Source organism: Bacillus sp. 05T21 (assembly GCF_056396785.1).
Window position 1 is genome coordinate 1 of record NZ_JBFTMD010000038.1, and the last position, 24235, is coordinate 24235.

The following is a 24235-nucleotide window of genomic DNA, read 5'->3' on the forward strand; positions in this document are numbered from 1 at the left end:
GGATTAAATAACTTTATTATTGATTTTTGAGTGCAAATGCAATTAAATGGATAGAAATTAAACAACTTTAAAGAGCCTTAGTACAATAAAATGTGCAAGGCTTATATATATTTCATAACAAAATTCAATAACTTTATTATCACTTTACAAAAATAGTAATGACTAATCCAGATTAACATCCATCCGATTCACAATTACATATACCAATATGTTAAATGGCTAAATAATACAAACGGTATGAAGAGAATTTCTATTCTTTTCATACCGTTTTAAATTTGTTTATAAGTTCATACGAAATTCGTGGAAAGATGGTAGCATCTCTTTTATAAATAAGTCTCAAAAGTTACCATACCTGATAAAGGAAATATTAATGTAACTCTAGTTCCTTTATTCATTTCAGATTCAATGCCAATTTTCAATCCTAATTTTGAACACAGTTTTTCGCATAAATACAAACCCATTCCTGTACTTTTGCTAAATCTCCTGCCATTCTCTCCAGTAAATCCTTTTTCAAAAACTCTATTTATATCTTTAGTTATTATCCCTACTCCATTATCCTCTATGGTTAGTATTACTGAGTTAGCTTTCTTAATTGAGTATATACGTATCATTTGTTCTTTGTTATTTGAGTACTTTATAGAATTTCCTATTATTTGATTAATAATAAATTCAATCCATTTTCCATCACTATATACGATTTCATCAATATCCTGTATGTCTAATTTTATTCTCTTATGAATAAAATCCCTATAGTTTCTTTTAATTACATTCCTTACTACATTATCAAGGTTGATTGGCTTTATAATATAGTCTTTATTAACGTTACTGCTTCGAGAATAATACAGAACCTGTTCTACAAACCCCTCGATTCGATCCATTTGAGAGTCAATTTTATTAGTTACTTCATTTTGATTATTTTCAATTATTAGCTTTGTAGAAGCTATCGGTGTCTTAATTTCATGCACCCATGTCTCTATATATTCTCTGTAATCTATTTGCATATCTCTATAATATTTTACATTTTCATGCATATCTCTACTTATTTCTTTCAGTATAGCGTTAAGCTTTTCCCCATGTATAAAGTTTGCTTCCTTTACTACCTCTGGAAGTAAGTATTTTTTCTCCAAGTTTTCTAATATACCATTAATCTCATTATAATAATTTTTACATTTTATAAATTCTATAGCCATATATGAAATCAATGGAAAAAACCAAATACAAAAGACAAAGAATATTATAATGAACTGAACATTCGCAGTCAGCAATATACCTGCTAGTATAATAAATACCAGTACATTAGATAGTATTACTACCATTTTATCTTTAAAAAATTCACCTATATTCATGGCATTATATACCCTAACCTTCTTCTTGTTGCAATTGGATTTTCTATACCTATCTCTTCAAGCTTTTTTCTTAATCTATTTATATTAACAGTTAAAGTGCTATCATCCACAAAATAATCAGATTTCCATAAGGTTTCCATGAGTGAATCTCTTTTTACAATATTACCGCGATTATTTATTAAGCATGAGAGTATTTTAACTTCATTTTTAGTTAACTCTACAGACTTTTCTTGATAAGTAACTGTTGCATTTGAAAGATTTAAATTAAAATCTCTATAAATTAAGATATTATTCGTCTTTAAATCTCCAGATGTTCTCCTTAAAATGTTTGTTACTCTTGCTAATAGTATTTCTGTATTATACGGCTTTGTTATAAAATCGTCTGCTCCTAAATTCATACTTATTAGTTCATCTACATCACTATCTCTGCTTGTAACCATGAAGATTGGAACATCTGAAGTTTTACGTATTTCTCTGCATATATAATAGCCATCAAACACAGGAAGATTTATGTCTAGTAATATAAGGTCTGCATTCTCACTTTCTATATATTCGATAATATGATTAAAATCTGTGGGAGCCTTTACTTCATATCCATACTTTATAAAAAAATTTTGTAATTCTTCTCTGATGATTTCATCATCTTCAATCAGAATGATTTTTTTCATGACTTTTCCCTCCCTATACAGAATATAAGGCTATTACATCTTGAGAAACAAGGTGTAATAGCCTTAATGAGCATTATAAAATCAAGTATTACTTTTTACAATATTTTTATAACCGACATATGTCGTGTAGAAATATATTACATAAACTACAAGAAATACCAAGCCAGTCATCAATGCTGGTAAAGTAATGTCTACTTGTTGAAATGCGTTAATAAAATCATTGACTACATAAATTCCAACTGCAGAATGAATTAAAGCAAGAAAAACTGGAAGACTGAAGTATACGAAAGTTTGAATGAAAATCGCTTTGTCGATCATTGTTCCGTTTGAACCAATTCTCTTCAAAGATTTATATCGATCTATGCTATCACTGGCTTCTGATAATTGTTGAAGAGCTAATACAGCCATACTCGTTATTAAAAATACAATACCTATATATATCCCAATAAACAGTACGATAGTTTTCATTCCCTTACTTTCTGCACAAACTTCATCCTTTGATTTGCCTGCTATACGATTAATATTTAATTTCGGGCTATTTTCGTCATACAAGCTCCGTGCAACGTTATCATATTTTTTATTATATTCTTCTCTATTTCCATCTAAATAATTTACATTAAGTACGGATTCAATAATTTTGTAGTCTGATAAAAAATCATCATTTATAACGATTTTGAAGAAATAAGGTTGCGTATCAGAAGTGTAAAGACTCTCTTGTATAATTTTAGCGTATTTTACCAGATATTCTTTTTCTTTAATATTCACCTTATTGCTATTTTTTAATCTTTCATTTATCGAATTAAGCAACCGCTTATCATTTGATAAAAGTAAAACTTCATTGTTATTTAAAGTGATTTCCTTTTCACCTTTAAGATTTAAAATTTTATTATAATCAGATACTTTAATGAAATGCATACCGCTTTTCTTATAATCTTTACGTACTTCCGGTACTAAGTCCCCCACTTCCATCCCTGTTGGATATACATTATAAGATACATATTTTTCGTTATTACTTATTTTAAAATTAGCTTTATTTAATACGTCTTCTATAGTGTAACTTTCATCCTTATTCTCCAACGTAATACTGGCATCAAATGGTGTTACTTCTTTCGTTGTTGCGTCCATCATTCTGTTAAAGCTGATTCCTGTAGATAGAGCCACCATTGTAAGGCATAACATTAAACAGATTACAGACATGGATATAAAATTTGTATTAACCTTACTATTTATTTGTTTGATGATAAATATATTTAACCCTTTAAAATAGATTTTTTTATTCTTCTTTACAACATATAATATAAATCCAGATAAACTAAAGAAAAACAGCAATGTACCTAATATGCCAAGTATGATCGATACCATGAGCATAGGATTATTATAATTCAATCCGATTTTTAGTACAGTCACATATGCATATCCAAGTGATGCTACACACATAATAAATGTGATTACATAGATAAGAGGATTTCTAAATTTTACATCTTCGTTTTTTCTACCTGCTGTTAACAAATCAATTATTTTGTATTTAGAAACAACATATACATTAAATAACATAACAAGTAAAAACATGATTCCAAAGTATAATACGCTTTTACCTATAGCACCTGTTGAAATTGCAAATTTATATTTATTGATGGGCAAGTCAAATAGCTTTAATGCAAATGTAGATAACCCCTGCGATACTCCAATACCTATTATAAGTCCACTCACTAAAGATATAACACCAACTAGAAATGTCTCTGTTACTAATATTCTGGATATGTTTCTTCTTCCCATACCTAAAGTCATGTATATTCCTAATTCTTTTTTACGTTTTTTAATTAAGAAATTATTTGCATACAATATTAAACCACCTAATATTACGGATACAAATACTGACACATTTGAGATAGCGTTCATTACTGTAGGCACATACTTTCTATCTGAAGCGTTAATTTCCATAAGTGCCTTTTGTGATTCTATTGAGTTAAAGCTATAAAATATACAAACAGCCAGTGTTAGTGTTAAGAAATATATTGCATAATCTTTAAAACTTTTCTTTACATTCCCAATAGCAATCTTAGAGTACATTATTATCATCACCTCCAAGAAGAGTTATAACTTCGATAATTTTAGTAAAGAATTCTTTTCTGGAATCATTCCCTCTTACCAACTCGATAAATATTTTTCCATCTTTAATAAAAAGTATTCTACGAGCATAGCTTGCTGTAAATGCATCATGAGTAACCATAAGTATTGTAGCTTTTAAATCCTTATTTAGACTTCCAAATCTTTCGAGTAATAATCTAGCTGATTTAGAATCTAACGATCCTGTTGGTTCATCTGCAAGTACTAAAGATGGATCTGTTACGATAGCTCTTGCCGAACCAACCCTTTGTTTTTGTCCGCCTGACATTTGATAAGGGTATTTGCTTAATACTTGTTCAATGTCTAAATACTTTGCAACTGCTTGTATTTTTCCATCAATTTTTGAACTTTTCTCACCTTTTATTGTTAACGCCAGGGCAATATTTTCATAAGCAGTAAGGGTATCTAATAAATTAAAGTCCTGAAATATAAACCCTAATTCATTTTGTCTAAACTTATCTAGTGACTTTGATTTTAACCGAGTAATGTCACTATTATTTATCATTATTTTTCCCGTAGTAACATTATCAATAGTTGATATACAGTTAAGTAATGTAGTTTTTCCACTTCCTGAAGGCCCCATTATCCCAACAAATTCTCCCTCATCTACCTTAAAACTAATATTATCTATAGCCTTTGTTACATTATCTTTATTACCATAATATTTTTCAATTTTTTCTACACTTAATATATTTCGCATTAATAATTCTCCTTTTTCATTATAAAAATTCTTTAACTCTCATTCATTTATGTAACTAATTTTATATAATTTCATTTATAGTATCGATGGAATTACATTTCATTAACATTACATTTTTGTTATATTGAGTGATACCTCTACATATAAGTTATCAGAAATCGCGATGGTATAAGTAAGGATTATTCGATGCCTTACCAAAGAGGCAGATAAATGTAGGGGTATCGGTTCTGGTGCAAAAACGATAAGACTTATGTAATTAGTAGAAATAAACAAACTGGTTACGGCGTAACAACAGCTCTATTTAAAAGACATGGATTCATAGTCATTTCGGGAAAATTGTACGTTTAGACACAATTTGGACACAAAATAACCGATTCCCTTTACGTTAAGGAATCGGTTGTTTTTTTACTGTTTAATGATTGTGATTTAGTCTCTTTCTAATCCCAAAATAATACCTATACCGTCAATGGAAAATTTAAGGTCCTTACGTTTGAACTCATTCATCTCGTATTTCATCCCACTTTTAAGCGACTTCTTCCATTGAATAGAAGCGGTAAAAGGATAAAAAGACTAATCAATGTGATTATCATGAAAAAGACTACTGCAACAAGATTTATTATTAGTGGAAGTAAGTAAACTATAATTGATATACACGAACCGTATAGAAAAATTGGTTCTGGTGCAAAAATAAAATAAAAGAGAATACAGCGCATATATTCCTAACGGAATCGTATCTTATGCTGCAAGTCCAAACAATTGATGGATGAATTCTTTCTGATTTTGGACAGACTGGTCCCGTAAAGCAATCTGTTCTTTTTTAATCATATGCATGGCTTCTACTCCAGAAAGAATGGATGTAGCTGTGGCGAAAGATTTAAGACCTAGCATAGAACGGATTCGCTTCTTTATAAAACGATGATCTTGTTCTACTATGTTATTCAAGTACTTTTGTTGTCTAAGTCGCATACCGTTAGGTATGCTTTTTTCTTTTTTCAACTGTTCAATTGCTATAGGATAAGCTGGATTCTTATCGACTGTTATCACACGTGGCTTTGAAACATGAAAAGCCCGCAAAGCTTTCTTGAAAAAGCGCTTTGCAGCCTTATGATCTCTTGTTTTGCTTAGGCAAAAATCGATTGTGTTTCCGTTCGAATCAACAGCACGATACAGGTACATCCATTGACCTTTTACTTTGATATATGTTTCATCGACTCTCCAAGAGCCATTTATTTGTTTGAGGTAACGTCGGATCCGCTTGTCCAATTCAGGACCATACTGATGAACCCAACGCATAATCGTTGTATGAGAAATGGATAAACCCCGTTCCTCCATCATTTCCACCAAATCGCGAAAACTTAGGTTGTACCGTAGGTACCAACGTACAGTTAATAAGATGATGTCTGGTTGATAATGTTTCCACTTAAATAAATTCTCCTTTTCCATACTGATCACACACCTTTTATAGAGTAGTACTATCAGCATTTCCAAGTTTGATAGACCATTTTCATATACTTCAAAGTTTTTGCACCAGAATCCGGAGTAAACAATAGTAATAACCATCAGTAAACTATTATTTTGGGTCCTGTACTGGCAAACTACTAAAAATCAATTCAGCAATTTTTACATATCCTTTTGAGTTTGGATGAATTAAATCTGTAGACCAAAGCGTATTGTCATTAACTAAATGATGATTCCAAAAGTCAACATGATGAAGCTTATACTCTCTACTCAGTGAAAGTATAACTTCATTTGCCTCTAATAATTGTTCTTTTAATACTTGTTTTTTTTCAGAAGAAAAAGGAAGCCGAACTGTAAAATCTGGAAGGTTTGCTATAATAATATCAGCATCTGTTTTACTTAATGTATCTATCATAAATTCCATATCGTTCTTATATGCATGATGATTCCAACGTCGTTTTAAAACATCATTTGCGCCTGCAATTAGACTAACCAAATCTGGATTAAAAGTTAATGCCTGTTCCAATTGCTGCGAGCGAATTTCTTTAGTTACTAATCCACGCTTTGCAAGATTAGCATACTTTAAATCGTTTACACACAGTTGAACAAAATGATCTACCCAGCTGTTTAATGCTATTCCCTCAACTTCATCCCCTATCCCCTCTGTAAAACTATCACCTATTGCTACAAAACGCTTCCACATATCTAGTCCCCCTTTTTTATTATTGATATCTACACTATAAAATAGCTCACAGCGTAATTGTGTCTCCTAAATTTTTTCAATTCCAATTAAATTACATAGATAATTTTTAAGTTTTAAATTTTCGAGAAAATGTAACCAAAATCTATAATCATTCTGTGATTTTCTTTTTCACATCTCTAAAAATTGAATTAACTCAGGCAATTCTAGTACCTGCGATACTGTAATTAACAGCCCCATGGCAATAAATTGATTTGCTTTTGCTTCTGCTTCTCCATTTTGATAACCTGCTTTTTGCAATCTTTCAGTAAGAAAGACATAAATCATGCGAAATTTCTCTCTCACATGTTCTCGGATTATAGGTTCGGCTATAGAATGAGCTTGCATGACCATAGTTAATTCACTTCGATGTGTTTGTAGAATGTGCATATATGTCTTTCCCATGACATGCATTAATTGAGTATCACATGCTTCCACTTCAGAAAAAGCATCATAAATGCGAAGAAAGGCACGATCAATGACAGCCATAAATAGCTCCTCTTTATTCTTGAAGAAATGAAACACATAGGGTTGTGTTACACCTACTGCTTTTGCTACTTGTGATGTTGTTGTCTTGTAATATCCAAACTTTGCAAATATACTAACAGCTACATCAATAATCTGCTCTTTTCGGTTTTCTTTAATTACCATAATTCACCTCATTTATTTATTGATAAATAAATAATAACTAACAAAGAAAGAAAAATCAAATAATTCTAGTAGGGATAGTTATTACGAGATTTTACCGTAATGTTGAATCACCCTTATTTAAAAAGTCATTTAGAAATATAAACGGGACAACATTTAGGCATGATATTTTAATTAATGAGAAAAAGCATACTTCTATAAGGTTTTATTACTTCTTGCAATAAACATGAATGTAAATTCCTATTCGCTGAAATGATTTTAATATAGTAGCATCCTCTACACTGGACATAACCATTATGTTTACTAATATATACACTTTTTAAAATTGTATCTGTTTAATAAAACTTTTCAAAATTTGCGAAGGCTGCTTTTTTTTACAAATTACCCATCCATAAGAAATTTGTTCTAGATTAGGAATAATTAATTCAATAGGGACAATTTCTTTTTGATTATGTAATTTATTTTTTCTAGAAGAATATTCAAGTTTTATGGTGACCCCTAACCCTTGTTTTATGGCATTTTGTATGGATAGTGTATTGTTCGAAATGAAAAGAATATTCCTTTCTCCATCATGAGAAAACAAATTATTTATGTTATCCCGAATTAGCTCATCATCATATAAAATTAAATTTTGATCTATCAACTGTTCAGGAGTAATTGATTTTTTTAATGACAGTGGAGAGTCCTTATGAACACCAGCGACGATTTTAGCGTCTAATAATTTTTCAAATAAAAAATCCGTACGTGTTCCCCACAAACTATCTGATATAGCAATAAAACCAATATCAATGCTCCCTTTTTGAAGATCATCTAATATATTGTTTTGTGCCTTTTCATACATTTTTATTTTCACTTTCGGATGCTCTTTTTTAAAATTTGCAATAATATCTATTAGCACATGCATTGGTCCTGGTATTGTTGCAATTTTTAATTCCCCATTTAATGTATTACTGTAGATTTGCGCCTCTTCTTTTAATTCCTTCACTTGCCTCAAAATCTCATTTGCCTTCCGAATAATCATGTTACCTTCTGAAGTTGGAATAACTTTTAAACCACGAGATCGTGTAAATAACTTCATTCCGAGTTCTGCTTCAAGTAAAGAAATAGATTTACTAATTGCAGGCAAAGTGACATGAGAATTTTGAGCTGCCTTCGTAAGAGACCCAGTTTTCGCTACTTCCACAATATACTCCATTTGTTCAAAGTTCATAGTTCTCCCCCTTTATTAATTAAAATTTAACTATAAGTGAATATTTCTAAATTTTAATTAATTATGGATAAGTTTACAATAAAAGCAGATATTATTTTTTAAAAGATAGAATGAGTCGCATTACAATTCATATTTACTAAGAAAAAAGGAGTGGAATTTTATATGTGTGGAATTGCAGGATGGATAGACTGGTCTAAAAACCTTTCAGATCAACAAGAAACGTTAAAAAAAATGACAGATGCTATTATTCACCGAGGACCTGATGCAGAGGGATTTTGGTTTTCAGAACGAGCAGCATTGGGTCATCGACGTCTCATCGTCATTGATCCAGAAGGTGGTCTTCAACCTATGATCTATCAAAATGGTACTAATACGATTGCTCTTACGTTTAATGGAGAAATCTATAACTATCAAGAGTTACGTGTTGAACTCGAAGAAAAAGGGCATATATTTAAAACTAAATCAGATACAGAAGTATTACTCCATGCCTATGTAGAATGGAAAGAAAACTGTGTACAACACTTAAATGGGATTTTTTCCTTTGGTATTTGGGATGAAAGATTAAAGCAACTTATGCTAGGTCGTGATCATTTAGGAGTAAAACCATTATTTTTTGCTCAACGTGGTAGTTCAATTCTCTTTGGTTCGGAATTAAAAGTCTTACTTTCGCATCCACTTGTAGAAGCAGAAGTGGATATTGAAGGTCTTTCTGAAATATTCTGTTTAGCACCAACGCGTACCCCTGGTCATGCTATTTTTAAAGATATACACGAAGTTCGTGCTGGCCATTATATTCTATTTACTGCAAGTAATACGAAAACAAAACAATATTGGAAACTTAAAAGTAAAAATCATACAGATGATGTAAACACAACTGTTGAACAAATTCGTACCATTTTGAAGGATACCGTGAAACGACAATTAATTGCTGATAAACCTGTAGTATCTATGCTTTCGGGAGGATTAGATTCTAGTGGTTTAACAGCTTTAGCAGGAAATGAGTTTAAAGAGCATGAAAAAACACTTCATACCTATTCCCTCACTTTTACCAATGAGGAGCAAGATTTTAAAGAAGATTTCCTTCGTCGCGATCGTGATGAACCTTGGGTAAAACGAGTAGCTGAACATGTTGGGACAGCCCATCACTCTGTCGAAATAAATTCAGACAAATTAATTAAAAATTTATTAATTCCCATGAGAGCTCGTGACTTACCAAGTAGTGGAGAGTTCGAAACCTCTCTCTATCTTCTGTTTACAGAAATGAAAAAGAACGCAACAGTATCTCTTTCAGGTGAATCAGCAGATGAAGTATTCTCAGGGTATCCGTGGTTCTATCAAGAACAATTTTTAAAGGCAGAAACTTTCCCTTGGATTAGCAACCATTCTCATCTTATAGATGTTTTATCACCAGATTTAAAAGCAAGGATAAAGCCAAAGCAATACCAAAAGCAAAAATTCCAAGAAGCAATAGATGAAATTGATTTTTTAGAAGGTGAAAATGAGTTGCAAATGAAGCAACGACAAATGTCTTATATGTTTATTACACGTTTCTTACCGTTTATGTTAGAACGTAAGGATCGCGCTAGTATGATGACAGGCTTTGAAGTTCGTGTTCCTTTCTGTGATTATAGGCTTGTAGAATATCTGTGGAATGTTCCATTTCAAATGAAGAGTATTGATAATATTGAAAAAGGCATTTTACGACGTGCTTTTCAAACTGTACTTCCAAAAGATGTGTGCTATCGTAAAAAAAGCGCATATCCAAGTACAAAGGATGCTGCCTATTTACAAGGAATTAGCGTGTGGATGCTAAATATATTAAATGATAAAAAATCACCCATCCTTCCATTTATAAACGTAGAAAGAGTACATGATATTGTAAAAGGAAAAGATAAAATTATTTTTGATAATGATGCAAAAACTTTAATAGATTACTTAATCCAGGTGAATAGTTGGCTGCAAGAATATAATATTAAACTTGTACAATTTAAGCATTCTTCCGAAAAATCTCCAACACTTTAGTTAGATTTGAACATTTTAAAACTAGCTTAAACATAAAGAGAGCTGAATTACAATCAATGTCCTCACTTAAGAACATTGATTGTAACCTTGGCAGCCTGCGCGATTAGTTCATTATCCATGGGTAGCATCTTCCTGGTTCTCTTGCAAAGTTTTTTACATGAAGCTACACTCTAGAAAACAGGATCTAGGAGAATCAGACATGAGATATTTTAAAGGAAAACAATTCAAAAAAGTGAAACCCGCTAGGGTTTATTTCGTATGAAAATCTTTCAATCAACTACACTTGTCCTTTAGAAAAAAGAAACAATCTCGTCTGAAATTGACTTTGCATAAGCTTAGCTTGATAAGCGATGTAGCGGTACCCCATCGCCATCAAGTTAAGCTTATGAAGCCCCCCTAAATGAAAATTTCATTTCTCTGTAGTTATTTATTTCAGAAGTAAGCTCACAGTTAACTATGCATCTTGTTTTGTTAAATAATAGGAACCACCTCCCGATTTTTGAGAGATGGTTCCTATTTATTTATTCACAATTCTATTATAGGAATTAATGGTTAACACGTAGTAAACAAGGTAAATTACACCATATGTTGTCATAGCGTAAACAAATGAAATGATATCTTGCTGTATGTCCATGCTATATTGTAATGATACCGACATTGTTAACATGGCTGCATTTAGTATCCCAATAATTAACGGAAGGAGAAATATAAATAATGTTTGTTTTGCTATCGTAGTCCGTACTTCTTTTTTATTTACACCTAATTTTCGTAAAATTTCATAGCGATTTTTATCTGAATATGCTTCTGTTAGCTGTTTGAAGTAAATAACACTTCCTGTTGCCACTAATAAAACTAATGCTAAAGAACTAACTACAAAGATTTTCATTCCTGTAAGTGCCTTTATTTTTTTATACTCTTTATAGAACGTACGCATATGAGTATCATTCTCTGCTAGCGTCATTACAATCTCAGATGTTTCCTTGGTTGTTTTTTCATCTGCTACTTTATAAGCTTTATATTTGATTGGACTGATTTGTTTTGCAACACTAGCAAACCTTGCATTATCAATTACAATGTATAAAAGCTCAGAACCAGAGGTTAGTCGTATCGCTTTTTTTTCTAACTTGTTGAGCTTAAAAGTAAAATTCCCCTCAGGTAACTGAATGTTGACTTTTTGATCAATAAAATCAGTGGCTGGTTGATTAATGTATTGTTGAAATGCTATAGCGTGCTCACCAGAAAGGTTTGGTATATCTCCTAATTTTAGGATTTTGTTCATTTTATGAAATCCACTTTCAGAAATCAAATTAACGGAAAGATCATTTTTATCTTGGAATGGTGCTGAAGTATTCCCTTTTACTTGAATAACCGGAATATCTAGTTGCGCTGTAATCGGATGTTCTTTGTCTTTTGAAATAACCCGTTTGATTTGATTGTCTGATGTTTCATCTTTTGAGAGATGAATATAGCTAAAAGGAGCTGTTTCATGAGCGTCTTTTTCAGTAATTGAATACTCAGAGAAACTCGCTTGAAGATATGGCAGTGCTACAGAAATTAGTAATGCTATAATTGTAAGCATAAGGGCATTCCCTTTTATACGATACAACAAGTGAGATGTTCCAATGATGTTAATCCCTTTATAGTAGTTCGGTTTATTTTTTTGTGCACGCTTTAGTAAATACACAGTTAAAGAACGAAATAAGAAATATGTTCCAATAGCAATAAGAGGCATAGAAAGCATAATTGCCCCGTTAAACATAAACCAATAACTACTTACCAGTAAAATAATCGAAACTACAGCAGAAACAATAGATGCTTTTGGTACTTTCTCCCCTTTTTTCTCTGCTTGGAATAATTCAATTAATTTAAAGCGATAAATTAAAAGATACGATTGAAGGGATGTAAAAATTGTAATGACCGTAAATGTAATAGTGGTAGTCATAATTGCTTCCATTGGAATGCTAAAACTTACATCGACCGGAGCACCTACGAGTTTAAGAAGTAACATGATAAACAATCTGGATAATATGACCCCTAATACGAGCCCGCATACTAAAGTGATAGCCCCAATAATTACATTTTCAAAAAATAGCATTCTTGCGATGTTTTTTTTTCTCACACCAAGTAAGGAGTATAAACCTACTTCTTTTTTACGTTTTTTTGTGAAGAATGCATTAGAATATCCGATGAAAACCGCTACGAATCCTATTAAAACGAAAGAGGTTTGTGACATTGTACCTTCCATATTATTAACGGCATTTTTAATTTCTGGTGTATACAATAATGAGTTGAAAGTATAGCAAACCACGACACTAATCACCATAGAGAAAATGTATAGAAGGTAGTTGTTTAAATTCCCTTTAATATTTTTTTTCGCTAAACTAAATAACGTCACTTGTACCACCTCCAAGAATGGACAATACATCTAATATCTTTTGGAAAAAATCTTTGCCGGAAGAATTCCCCTTTACGAGTTCGGTAAATAGAGTGCCATCTTTAATAAATAACACGCGTTTACAATAACTAGCTGCAAAGGCATCATGTGTTACCATGAGGATGGTGGCTTTATCTTCTTGACTTAAATTTTGTAAGCTCTCCAATAAATCTGCTGCCGATTTTGAATCGAGTGCTCCAGTCGGCTCGTCAGCTAAAATTAAGCTGGGTTTAGATACCATCGCTCGTGAAGCAGCTGTGCGTTGTTTCTGCCCCCCTGAAATTTGATACGGGTATTTATCTAAAATGGAACGAATTCCAAAGCGCTCTGAAATCTCGTTAACTCTGTTTTCTATTTCTTTTACATTCATTTTTGCTAGTGCAAGTGGCAGCAAAATATTATCTTTTACTGTTAACGTATCTAATAAATTGTAATCCTGAAAAATGAAACCGAGTTTATCCCGCCTGAATGCAGATAATTGTTCTTCTTTCATGTTTAGTATGCTCGTCCCATCAATCAAAATCTCACCGGATGTCGGCCGATCTATGGTCGCCAAAATATTTAAAAGTGTGGACTTCCCCGCACCTGAAGGTCCCATAATCCCAACAAACTCACCTTCGCGAACAGTTAAATCAATATCATGTAATGCAGTAAACGTATTTCCTTTTGCTCCATACATTTTTTTAATTTGTTTTGCGTCTACTATTGATTTCATATATATTTCCTCCATTAAAGAAGTTATTTTTTCTTACAGGCTTTATTCTATATGGTGTAACCCTTCAATAACCTTACAGTTGTTTATGTTAACCTTACAGTTTTGTCACCTTAGAACAAATATCCCTTTTTTCTTTATTTTTTCCACTATAATGTGATATAGACGATTATGCCATCGTAATTTAATGCAGCAGTATGAACACGTAACATATAACACAAATTATCAATAATATACGATTTTGGGGGATAAATCATGAAAATTATGATTGTCGAAGACGAAAAAACGATTAGAGATATGTTGGGAGAGACAATAGAAAAATGGGGATTTACTACAGTAAAGGTAGAAGATTTCGACCAAGTATTATCAATTTTTCTTAAAAATAGTCCTCACCTTGTACTATTGGATATTAATTTACCATCATTTGATGGATTTTACTGGTGTAATAAAATTAGAGAAACTTCAAAAGCGCCGATCATTTTTCTTTCATCTCGTAATACACCAATGGATATGGTAATGGCGATGAATATGGGCGGGGATGATTTTATTAATAAACCGTTCCACACAGATGTTTTAATGGCAAAGGTTAATGCGCTCCTACGTAGGACCTATACGTATATAGAAGACATAGAGTTGAAAGTTATTGAGCATGATGGAATTGTGCTCAACCTTAAATCCTACAATCTGTCTTATGAGAATGAAGCGATTACACTAACAAAAAATGAATTTATTATTTTAAAACTTCTCATGCAAAATAAAGGGACTGTTGTAAGCCGAACAAAGATAATGCGCAGTCTTTGGGCTGATGAAAGATTCGTGGACGAAAACACCTTAACGGTTAACATTGCACGGATACGCAAAAAATTTACTGACCTCGGTAAAGACGGTTTCATTACTACTAAGAAAGGCTACGGGTATATCATTTTATGAGTTTTTTCGAATATATAAAAGACAAACGATTCTTTTTCATACTGTACTTCACTTTAATGTTGTTTGTTTCATTAATTATGGTTGTAAACGATAGTCGGAATCTCGTTCTTCAAAATCTGCTCTATACTCATGTTATTTGTTTCCTCTCTTTAAGTCTGTATATTACTATAGGATATTATTACCGTAGGTCCTTTTACCTAGAACTAAATGATTTAATTGAGAGTCAGAAAGAAGACTTTCCTGTAGAAATGCTTGAACCACAAAATTATGAACAAGCTTTATATGTCAAAATGATAAAAATAGTAAGGGACAATCATTCTAAGCAACTTCAAAAGTTGATTCACGAGAAAGTGGATCACCAAGATTTTATTATGTCCTGGGTTCACGAGGTAAAGCTTCCAATTGCCGCAAGTAATTTACTCATTGAGAACAGTACAGGAAAAACAGTAGATTTTCTTGTAGATAAGTTTGAAGATGAGCTGAACAAAATTGATAATTATGTGGAGCAGGCTCTTTACTATTCACGGATTGACTCGTTTTCTAAAGACTATTTCATTACAGATATACAGTTGAATCAAATCATTAAAGAAAGTGTAAAGAAATATGCCAAAATCTTTATCACGAAACGAATTCACTTTCATATGGAGGAAGCGCAGAAATTCGTTCAAAGCGATAGCAAATGGCTTGCATTTATCATAGACCAAATTACTGCAAATGCTTTAAAGTATGTAAATGATGGTGGAGATATTTTTTTCCGTTTTGAGGAGGATCATAAAGAGAAACGATTGCTTATTCAAGATACAGGCATTGGGATAAAGCAAGAAGATATACATCGTGTGTTCGAAAGAGGATTCACAGGTTCTACTGGAAGAACACATACAAAATCTACTGGGATGGGACTGTACCTTGTAAAACAAATGGTTTTGAAATTGGGACATGATATTTCTATTCAATCACAAGAAGGAAAATATACAAGGGTTACTATCCATTTCCCAAAAATAAGAAATTATTATCATTTCCTATAAAGAGTAGACCAGGAATGCCTTTAGAATAATCTTAAAAATTATTAAAGTATTTCTATATGTAAGGGGCCCGCCACATGCCCATCAAGCTAATATTTTGAAGTTCCCCCTAAACGAAATTTTCTTTCGTTACAGTTAGCTACTTATAAGAGTTTAAATCTTTTTTCGTTGGGAGAACAATAAATTTCTTAACTTGATGGTGATGGGGTACCGCCAGCTTTTTGGAAAAACCCCACGCTAAGAGCATGCAAGATTTTTTACAGCTTTTTGGCAAATCCAATAACAAACAAGAACCCTAAAACCGCGCCAGGATAGGAATGTATAAAAAAATGCATAGATCCATAGAACAAAAAAAGAAGGTTCCCTTGTAAGAGTAGGGTTCCCCTCTTTTCCTTGCTACTGATAATGAGACGTTTTGTTAACAGAACATGAATAGAGTATTCATTAAAAAACTTTAATACAAAGAAGCTTTACCATGATAATCTAATCTTATAAATATATATAAAGAGAGGACTGGCTATGTTGAACAGTCAAAATTGGATTAATAACTGGAACGAAACGTTTCATCAAATAGAAAAAATTAAAGGGGAGATTGAATCTTTCATTGTTGAAAAATCAGCAACAGAAGAAGAAATTAAATTAATAGAACAACAATTAGGTTATCCTCTCCCTATTAGCTTCAGAGGGGTTTTAGTGAAATTTTCAAAGCAAGTAGAGCTTAGATGGTCCTTTCCAGATGAACTTTCTATACCAGCTGAATTTGATGCTATCTTTGCAGGTGAACTATGTTGGAATTTAGATTCGATTGAGGACTTAACAGAAGTTGCAGATAGCTTAAAGGATGTAGGAGATAATTATGGTGAAAACTTACGACAAAAATTAGCATTCTATACCGTTGCCAACGGTGATTATCTTGCTTTAGATTTGAATTCTAATAACGAAGATGCAGCTGTTATTTACTGGGATCATGAAGAAGATTCAGTCACTTATGTAGCAGATAATTTTATTGAGTTTATTGAAAAGTTTACTGATTTGCATTTAATTGGGGCTGAGATCTGGCAATGGGAAACCTTCATAGATTCAAAGGGCATAAATACAGATAGTGAAATAGCACAAAAATGGAAAAAACTCTTCACAGAACTTTAAAACATAGGCACTTTTAACTTCCGAGAACGATAATTATGTAAATGAGCTGTCCAAATGGATGGCTTATTTTATTTTTTGCTTAGCGTGGGGTTTTTCCAAAATGCTCGCGGTGCCCCATATAAACAAAAAAGGACAAACTCTCCAAGGGGAAAAGTTTGTCCAAAACCATGACCTCTTTGATTCAACAATATAAATTGCAATTCCTCTAGGAATCTTTCGTCCTTTTTCATATCCCATTATTTTACATGAGAACCAACAATAGTGACCTAGAATAATGACTTAATACTTGCAAGAACAGTAAGTATCCCTATAACAATGACAAATACATTGCTCATTTTCCCTCTATATTTAGCTAGTACAGGCACTTTACGAATTGCATACATTGGTAATAGACACAAGATAGCAGCAACTAACGGACCGCTAAGGGCATCAATGATTCCAAGAATACTTGGATTTGTATAAGCAACATACCAGCATGTTAATACGACAAAAGTAAGAATCATTGTCTTAACTGTTTTTTCTCCTATATCTTTCCCACTTTTTTTACCGGACTTGATAATCATGTCACGCATTACCTCATACGCTCCTATATAATGGCCAAGGAAAGATTTTGTAATAGCCACAAACGCAATGATAGGAGCCGCAATAGTAATTACTGGCGAATTAAGCTCATTAGCAAGATATGATAGGATTGACAAGTTCTGTTCTTTTGCCACCTTAAGATCATCTGGAGTCAAACTTAAAGTACTGCTCCAAACAAAGAACATTACAACAACGAATGTCATGATATAACAAACTTTTTGTATTTGAGCACACTTGGCATCAGTAGCATCTATTCCATACGTAGCTCTCTGTTTCATAACGAATGACGAAATCATAGGAGAATGATTAAACGAGAATACTATGATTGGTAGTATCATCCATATTGTTCCAAAATATCCCGTTCCAGTTGAAGCAGTAGAAACACTTGAAAAACTTAGCATTGACGTATTCCACTGTGGAATTAAAGATATTGCGATAAAAAGTAGAGAAACAATGAAAGGATATACTAGCATGCTCATTATCTTTACAGTAATATCTTGACCAAAATTTAGTATAGCGATAAGACCGAGTACTAATACAAGCGATAAAATGGCCCTTGGAGGCTCCTGCATGTGCAATTGATGCACGATAAAACTACTTGCAGTATTTGTAAGTGCAACCGAATACATCAGCACGATCGTATAAATTGAGACGAAATATACTATGTTAAAAATGATACTTGCCTTATTTCCGAAATACTCTCTTATAGTACCCGTAATCCCCTCATCAGCAGAATTAGAAGCGTATATCATTTTAGCAAGTGCCCTATGTGAGTAATACATAACTGGATATGCAAGTAATGTAATTAACAGTAATGATAATAAACCACCTGAACCTGCATTAATCGGTAAAAAGAGTACTCCTGCTCCAATTGCTGTTCCAAAGAGGCTCAATGCCCAGGTAGTATCCTGTTTATGCCACTTTTTAGGGTCTGGATATTTATCATTTTTTACTGCAGTATTTTCAGCTTGAAATTCTATGTTTTTTGCAGTATTCCCATTCATATAATAATTCCTCCTTGTGTTCTATTCTTACGTCTCTTTTTAAGGCTTAGGAATATAAATTGGTCTTGCTTACAATAATGTGCACCACATAGTGTATTAAGTTGATTAAAATCGATAAATTAGCTAGTCATCAAACTGACAGGTTTGTACTTACAAAATATACAAATTATTTAGCAGTACATCATAGTGATAATGACTCTCAATGTACAGATATCCTTAGGTGAACAATAGAGACTAGGATTGTTAACCATTTCACAATATTTCCGATAACTTTTTATTGATTTAAATGTTTGTCTCCAAAGATTTTATTTTTAATGGCAATCCCTGTAGGTGTGGCCGCAATACCGCCTAAACCTGTCTCTCTTAATTCGCGAGGCATCTGTCTTCCAACTCTATACATCGCTTCAATAACTTCGTCAGAATTGATGATATTTTTTACGCCTGCTAATGCTATGTCCGCTGCTGCTAAAGCATTTGCCGTTCCAATGGCGTTTCTCTTTACACAAGGAATTTCTACCAAACCAGCGACCGGATCACACACTAAACCGAGTAAATTTTGCAATGCGGTTGAGAAAGCTTCAGAAGATTGCTGTGGCGTTCCACCCGCTGCTTCTACCGCTGCTGCAGCCGCCATCGCTGAGGCACTACCTACTTCAGCTTGACATCCTCCGTACGCTCCTGAAATACAAGCGTTGTTTGCGACTATTGTTCCAAATATCGCTGAAGTGAATAGAAAATGAATCATATCTTCATGACTTAACTGCAACGTATCTTTAATACTAAATAGAACTCCTGGGATTGTCCCACTTGCACCTGCTGTTGGAGTTGCACAAATAGCCCCTAATGCAGCATTTACTTCATTAACACCGATAGCACTTTGGATCCCTAACACCATCAAGTCTCCAGAAAGAGTTTTCCTATTTGCTCGATAGTTTTTAATTTTAACAGCATCACCTCCGGTTAAACCGGTCGGAGAAAATACCCCTTCGCCCTCGATACTTTTATTTATGGCATTTTCCATAGTCGCTAAATTTCTTTCCATTTTACTCCAAACTTCTTCATAAGAAGTTTTAGTTTGTTCGATTTCCTGTTCAATTGCTAATTCATAAATTGGCTTTTGGCTTTTATTAGCTGCATCTACAATTTCTTTTATGGCCAAATACATATTTTTTCACTCCTTAATGTAACTAAAGAATAATGAGATTAGCTTTATTTCTTAAATTTCCTAATTCCTTCTGAAGATTACCAGGCAATAGCGAATCCAAAGCGAATGCATATAAATATTTTTCGTTTTCTTTTAAACTATGAAAGTTGTTAATTTCCACATCATATTGTTTAAAGATCATGCGTAAGACAAATTCAAAGTCAGCTCTTTCTGAAATTGCAATAATAACCGGCAATGGCCCATTCAGATTTAAACTAAATCCGTCAATTTCAACATGTTTGATTTCAATTAATCCACCGCCAACCGAAATCCCCATCGTTCTAATACTTCGATTTTCATCCTCTAAATATACATCTGCCGTATTTGGATGGCCAGCAGGACTATCACCTGCTTCTTCAATAAAGGTAATTTCAATTCCTTTAGATTCTGCTATTTTAATAGCATCTGGCACTTTGCTGTCATCGGCAGCAAATCCTAATATCCCAGCAATAATTGCAAAATCAGTTCCGTGACCTTTATGGGTTTCAGCAAATGATTCATAATACCTTACCACGACTTTTTTTGGTAGACCTTGAAATAATTTATTGGCTACTGTTCCAATAGCCAAAGCACCTGCAGTATGTGAACTTGAAGGACCTATCATTATGGGCCCAATCACATCAAAACAACTTTTGTATTTAACAACCTTTTTTTCTTTAATAGATGCTACATTCATGTTCATATAAGCACCCCCATAATTTATTATTTTTAATTGCAGTTGAATCTAAGTTACTAAAATGACTGATTCAAAACAAGACCTCATTGAATGCGCTTTCATTCTCGTGTCAAATACACTTTTCCTTTTGATCACATACCTTTCTTAGAGTAATCATGTCAGTATGTCCAAATTTAAAAGGTTACTTACAATGTCATTAGGATTTTTGCAAAAAAACTAGGTTTGATACTTTCTCTAGAGGTAATAAATTCTTTCTCGACGCCCTCATTATAGCTTGTATATTTATGAGTACAATATTTTTTTATTTTTAGAAAGATTGAATAAACAGAATCTTGAATGGGTAATAGATTACACTTAGCATGTAGCAATTGTGTCCTTTGTTTGAAGCTGTATTAGTTAGTAGAAAAGCAAAAATAACACAGAGTTCCTTTCATTAACACATTGATTATATTGGAAAATCATTATAATGATACTTATATTATCCTTTGTTGAAACATTTAATTTTGGACATGAAAGCTGTTGCAATAAATGATTAATATAGATAGCAAGTAATAAATTAATGAACTATAAAATCATTTTTGAATATTAATCATTAATTTTGCATTAATATTTATTTTTCAGAAAAAAGGAACTTCTTTTTACAATCTTAACTTAAAGTAATACTTTGATAATATCCAACAATTTACACCATCCCCTTTACAGTTATGGAAACCCTAATTAGATTTAAAAAGAGAGAAGAGCTCATCGATGCTCCTCTCTCTTTTTTATTTACTTAAGATTACTATTCAAATTGCTTATTGCATCTTTAAGCTGACTTTTAAATTATAAACTTTAATTTCCATACTTCTTTACAAGCCGATAAATGAAAAAAGTATATGTTCCTTCAAAATTAAGTTATAAAAGAGTTATGTTTTCCTGTAACATATTATTCATCCTTCTATTCACAGACAGTACGCTTCCACACTAAATAAAATCTCTCCGTAAACGTCCAATAGCTCTAAAATATACAAAAATTGAGAAATATGAAAAAGACACTCTTATGAGTGCCCTTCTTAGCAACCAAGTCCGCTGCAGCTATTACCATATCTCATATGAATTTCGCCTGTAAGAGGAAATTTTAAGTTCATATTTAATTATTAAAATAAACCGCACCAAAGTTTTCATTAAATCTTTTACACCAAACAGAAACCGCACCATATTCACTTACATCTATCCCTTCAGGAATTTCGTAGTTTTGGTCTCCTTTATTTCCCTTTAATTTTCCTAATTCAATATACTGATAGTTTTTCACGTCTTCATTATTTTTCAAACGATTTGTAGGAACTAATACAACTCGTACATCTGGCCCATTAGATGTTGCAAAATCAGAAAGTCGTAAAACACGTTTTCCATCCGCTAATTGGTAAATTTTTGCCGTTCCAGTTGTTTCATGGACACCGTTTTGAAACTGACCTTCCCTTATTACTCGATCACTTTGTTGCCTTACTTCAGTTGATTGTATCTCTGCTTGTGGCAATGATTCATTTACGTGCTTATCAATAAATAATTTCTCTGGTCGGAACAATGACCATAAAATCCCCAATACAATTATCAAACCACCTATAAGCCATACATATTTTCTTTTCATAAAGTAAAAAACCTCCTGTAACATACTGTGTAGTAGTATGTTAACAAGAAGGTCTTTCATTTTTCTAACGTAAATGTTACAAAAGTCTTTCAGCCGTCTTATTTTTTTACTGATGTGATGGGAAGAGTGAACCAAAATTCACTTCCCTGCTTACCATCTGCGCGATTCCTTACACCAATTTCCCCTTTGTGCATTTCAATCAATGATTTTGCAATAGCTAATCCAAGTCCGGAACCTCCAGATTGTGAACTTCTTGATCGATCTGTTCTAAAAAAACGTTCAAATACGCGTAATTGATCATTTGGAGAAATTCCCATTCCTTCATCCCGCAAAGTGAATTGGACCTGTTGAGTTGGTTTATTTTCCACTACAGTCAATTCAATTGTTCCAGAGATAGGAGAATATCGAATTGCATTATGTAATAAATTACCTATGACCCTTTCTATTTTACAAGGCATAATCAAAAGTCGAGGTAATGTATCAGGGACATCCAATTGCACATGGATTTGTTTGTCTCCTAATAAGATAGAATGTGACTCTAATACATCTAATAGAACTTTATCTAAATGTGTGAAACTTGGGTGAAAATCTACTTGCTCAAACTCTAACTTTGAAAGATCAAATAAGTCGTTAATTAATCCATTTAATCTTTCTATTTCTTTTAAAACCGTTGCTAAGTATTGCTTTTTCATTTCAGGATCTTCAATCAGGTTATCTTGTAATGCCTCTATCATCATTTGCATGCTAGCCATAGGTGTTCGTAAGTCGTGTGAGATATTGGTAATTAGCTCCTTACGAGAGTTTTCCTGTTCCTCTAACTTAGTAAACCCTTCTTCTAATTTTTTTGCCATCTGTTGAAAGGCTGTTGCCAATTCTTTAAACTCACGTGGTTCTTGCCCAATTATATACATCGTTTCAAAGTGTCTATCACTAAATTGTTTCGTCAATTTTATTAAATTTTGTATAGATCTCATGATAGGACGTGTCATTAGCCAATAAATAAACGTTGAAATAATGAATGCCACAAATGCAATTACTGTTAATAACCGCGTTTGTTCCGGTTCAAGTAACATTTTCGTATCACTATACCATATAGCAATTACCATAATACTAGTACTTAATAGATTCATGAGTAACAATTGAATACGTAATCTCATGTTTCATTTCCTCCATTTGGCTCAAAGCGATATCCTATACCCCAAACCGTATGAATCCAGCGATTCTTTATCGTATGCTTCTCGAGCTTTTCACGTAAACGACTCACTAACACGGTAACTGTGTTTGATGCCCCTTCATGTCCAAAATCCCAAATTAATTCAAGAAGCTGCGAGCGAGAAAATACTTGTTTTGGATGCTTTGCCATGAGATAAAGTACCTCAAACTCTTTCACCGTTAACTCCACTTCCTTATTACAAACAAGTACATATCTTGTCTTTGGATATATTTTTAAATCTGGAAACTCTATCACTTCCAATAAGGATTCTTTCGCTTGTATTTGTACATGGCTTCCTCTTCTTAGTATAATTTGAACCCTTAATACTAATTCACGAGGGGAAAATGGCTTTGTTAAATAATCATCTGCCCCCATTGTTAAGCCTAAAATTCGATCCCTTTCCTCTCCCTTAGCAGTTAACATAATAATAGGGACATTTGATTGTTGACGAATTTCCTCGCATAATTCCCATCCATCTTTTTTTGGCATCATCAAATCTAATATAATTAAATCTGGTTGATGTGTAAGAAATAAATCCCAACCTTCTTTACCATTTACAGCGGTATAAACTTCATATTCTTCTCTTTCTAAATACCGTTTGCATACTTCTCGAATATTTTCTTCATCTTCTACGATTAAAATTCTTTTCTTCATATACTATCCTCACTTCTTTTTCACCAATAACAAAAAATTTATTTTTTCTATTATCCAATAAAAATATCTTTATAGGTAAAGATATAAAAACTAATCACATAAATAAATCAGAA

General features: G+C 32.6%; 20 protein-coding genes. 4 read left to right on the plus strand and 16 right to left on the minus strand.

What is annotated here, in order from left to right; all coding sequences use genetic code 11:
• Positions 1–323: 323 nt before the first annotated feature.
• The 8 genes from AC1DKZ_RS30025 to AC1DKZ_RS30060 form a co-directional block, all read right to left on the minus strand.
• The gene (locus AC1DKZ_RS30025) at positions 324–1346 is read right to left on the minus strand and encodes a sensor histidine kinase (protein ID WP_476997722.1); all 1023 of its coding nucleotides are present in this window, start codon (positions 1344–1346) and stop codon (positions 324–326) included.
• Positions 1343–2014, minus strand: coding sequence for a response regulator transcription factor (locus AC1DKZ_RS30030; protein WP_476997723.1), 672 nt, complete (start codon positions 2012–2014; stop codon positions 1343–1345). Before AC1DKZ_RS30030 ends, AC1DKZ_RS30025 begins: the two co-directional genes overlap by 4 nt.
• A gap of 81 nt (positions 2015–2095) precedes the next feature.
• Positions 2096–4084 (minus strand): FtsX-like permease family protein, encoded by a 1989-nt coding sequence (locus AC1DKZ_RS30035; RefSeq protein WP_476997724.1) that lies wholly within the window; start codon positions 4082–4084, stop codon positions 2096–2098.
• Positions 4074–4841, minus strand: coding sequence for an ABC transporter ATP-binding protein (locus AC1DKZ_RS30040; protein WP_002135831.1), 768 nt, complete (start codon positions 4839–4841; stop codon positions 4074–4076). Before AC1DKZ_RS30040 ends, AC1DKZ_RS30035 begins: the two co-directional genes overlap by 11 nt.
• A 735-nt stretch (positions 4842–5576) precedes the next feature.
• Complete coding sequence (locus AC1DKZ_RS30045) at positions 5577–6284, minus strand: IS6 family transposase (protein WP_476997725.1); 708 nt, start codon at positions 6282–6284, stop codon at positions 5577–5579.
• A 127-nt stretch (positions 6285–6411) separates the two neighbouring features.
• Positions 6412–7002, minus strand: coding sequence for an SGNH/GDSL hydrolase family protein (locus AC1DKZ_RS30050; RefSeq protein WP_476997726.1), 591 nt, complete (start codon positions 7000–7002; stop codon positions 6412–6414).
• A gap of 168 nt (positions 7003–7170) precedes the next feature.
• Positions 7171–7689, minus strand: a complete 519-nt coding sequence (locus AC1DKZ_RS30055) for a TetR/AcrR family transcriptional regulator (protein ID WP_476997727.1) — start codon at positions 7687–7689, stop codon at positions 7171–7173.
• 316 nt (positions 7690–8005) lie between these two features.
• Entirely contained in the window at positions 8006–8896 is an 891-nt protein-coding gene (locus tag AC1DKZ_RS30060; RefSeq protein WP_476997728.1) for a LysR family transcriptional regulator, read from the minus strand.
• Between the two features lie 162 nt (positions 8897–9058).
• Here AC1DKZ_RS30060 and asnB point away from each other — a divergent pair, with 162 nt between their 5' ends.
• Positions 9059–10918, plus strand: coding sequence for an asparagine synthase (glutamine-hydrolyzing) (gene asnB, locus AC1DKZ_RS30065; RefSeq protein ID WP_476997729.1), 1860 nt, complete (start codon positions 9059–9061; stop codon positions 10916–10918).
• Between the two features lie 517 nt (positions 10919–11435).
• Here asnB and AC1DKZ_RS30070 read toward each other — a convergent pair.
• Both AC1DKZ_RS30070 and AC1DKZ_RS30075 read right to left on the minus strand, forming a co-directional pair.
• Positions 11436–13313 (minus strand): FtsX-like permease family protein, encoded by a 1878-nt coding sequence (locus AC1DKZ_RS30070; RefSeq protein WP_476997730.1) that lies wholly within the window; start codon positions 13311–13313, stop codon positions 11436–11438.
• Positions 13300–14067 carry an ABC transporter ATP-binding protein gene (locus tag AC1DKZ_RS30075; protein ID WP_098635511.1) on the minus strand — a complete coding sequence of 256 codons (768 nt, stop codon included), beginning with the start codon at positions 14065–14067 and terminating at the stop codon, positions 13300–13302. Before AC1DKZ_RS30075 ends, AC1DKZ_RS30070 begins: the two co-directional genes overlap by 14 nt.
• A 252-nt stretch (positions 14068–14319) precedes the next feature.
• On the opposite strand from AC1DKZ_RS30075, the gene AC1DKZ_RS30080 reads away from it, so the two are divergent.
• From AC1DKZ_RS30080 to AC1DKZ_RS30090, 3 genes are all read left to right on the plus strand, one after another.
• A complete protein-coding gene (locus AC1DKZ_RS30080) occupies positions 14320–14994 on the plus strand; it encodes a response regulator transcription factor (protein WP_098635512.1) in 675 nt (224 codons plus the stop codon).
• A complete protein-coding gene (locus AC1DKZ_RS30085) occupies positions 14991–16019 on the plus strand; it encodes a sensor histidine kinase (protein ID WP_476997731.1) in 1029 nt (342 codons plus the stop codon). The genes AC1DKZ_RS30080 and AC1DKZ_RS30085 overlap by 4 nt, the downstream gene beginning before the upstream one ends.
• Before the next feature lie 516 nt (positions 16020–16535).
• Positions 16536–17162: an SMI1/KNR4 family protein gene (locus tag AC1DKZ_RS30090; protein ID WP_098635514.1), complete on the plus strand. Its 627-nt coding sequence runs from the start codon at positions 16536–16538 to the stop codon at positions 17160–17162.
• A gap of 266 nt (positions 17163–17428) precedes the next feature.
• Here the strand turns inward: AC1DKZ_RS30090 and AC1DKZ_RS30095 are convergent, their stop codons facing one another.
• From AC1DKZ_RS30095 to AC1DKZ_RS30120, 6 genes are all read right to left on the minus strand, one after another.
• Positions 17429–18748, minus strand: a complete 1320-nt coding sequence (locus AC1DKZ_RS30095; protein ID WP_476997732.1) for an aromatic amino acid transport family protein — start codon at positions 18746–18748, stop codon at positions 17429–17431.
• A gap of 274 nt (positions 18749–19022) precedes the next feature.
• Positions 19023–19913, minus strand: a complete 891-nt coding sequence (gene sdaAA / locus AC1DKZ_RS30100) for an L-serine ammonia-lyase, iron-sulfur-dependent, subunit alpha (protein WP_476997733.1) — start codon at positions 19911–19913, stop codon at positions 19023–19025.
• A gap of 22 nt (positions 19914–19935) precedes the next feature.
• Positions 19936–20634, minus strand: coding sequence for an L-serine ammonia-lyase, iron-sulfur-dependent subunit beta (sdaAB, locus tag AC1DKZ_RS30105; protein ID WP_476997734.1), 699 nt, complete (start codon positions 20632–20634; stop codon positions 19936–19938).
• A 1123-nt stretch (positions 20635–21757) separates the two neighbouring features.
• Positions 21758–22255 carry a DM13 domain-containing protein gene (locus AC1DKZ_RS30110; RefSeq protein WP_088265393.1) on the minus strand — a complete coding sequence of 166 codons (498 nt, stop codon included), beginning with the start codon at positions 22253–22255 and terminating at the stop codon, positions 21758–21760.
• Between the two features lie 98 nt (positions 22256–22353).
• Positions 22354–23412, minus strand: coding sequence for a sensor histidine kinase (locus tag AC1DKZ_RS30115; RefSeq protein ID WP_447620050.1), 1059 nt, complete (start codon positions 23410–23412; stop codon positions 22354–22356).
• Positions 23409–24122, minus strand: a complete 714-nt coding sequence (locus AC1DKZ_RS30120; protein ID WP_002017159.1) for a response regulator transcription factor — start codon at positions 24120–24122, stop codon at positions 23409–23411. The genes AC1DKZ_RS30115 and AC1DKZ_RS30120 overlap by 4 nt, the downstream gene beginning before the upstream one ends.
• Positions 24123–24235 lie beyond the last annotated feature (113 nt).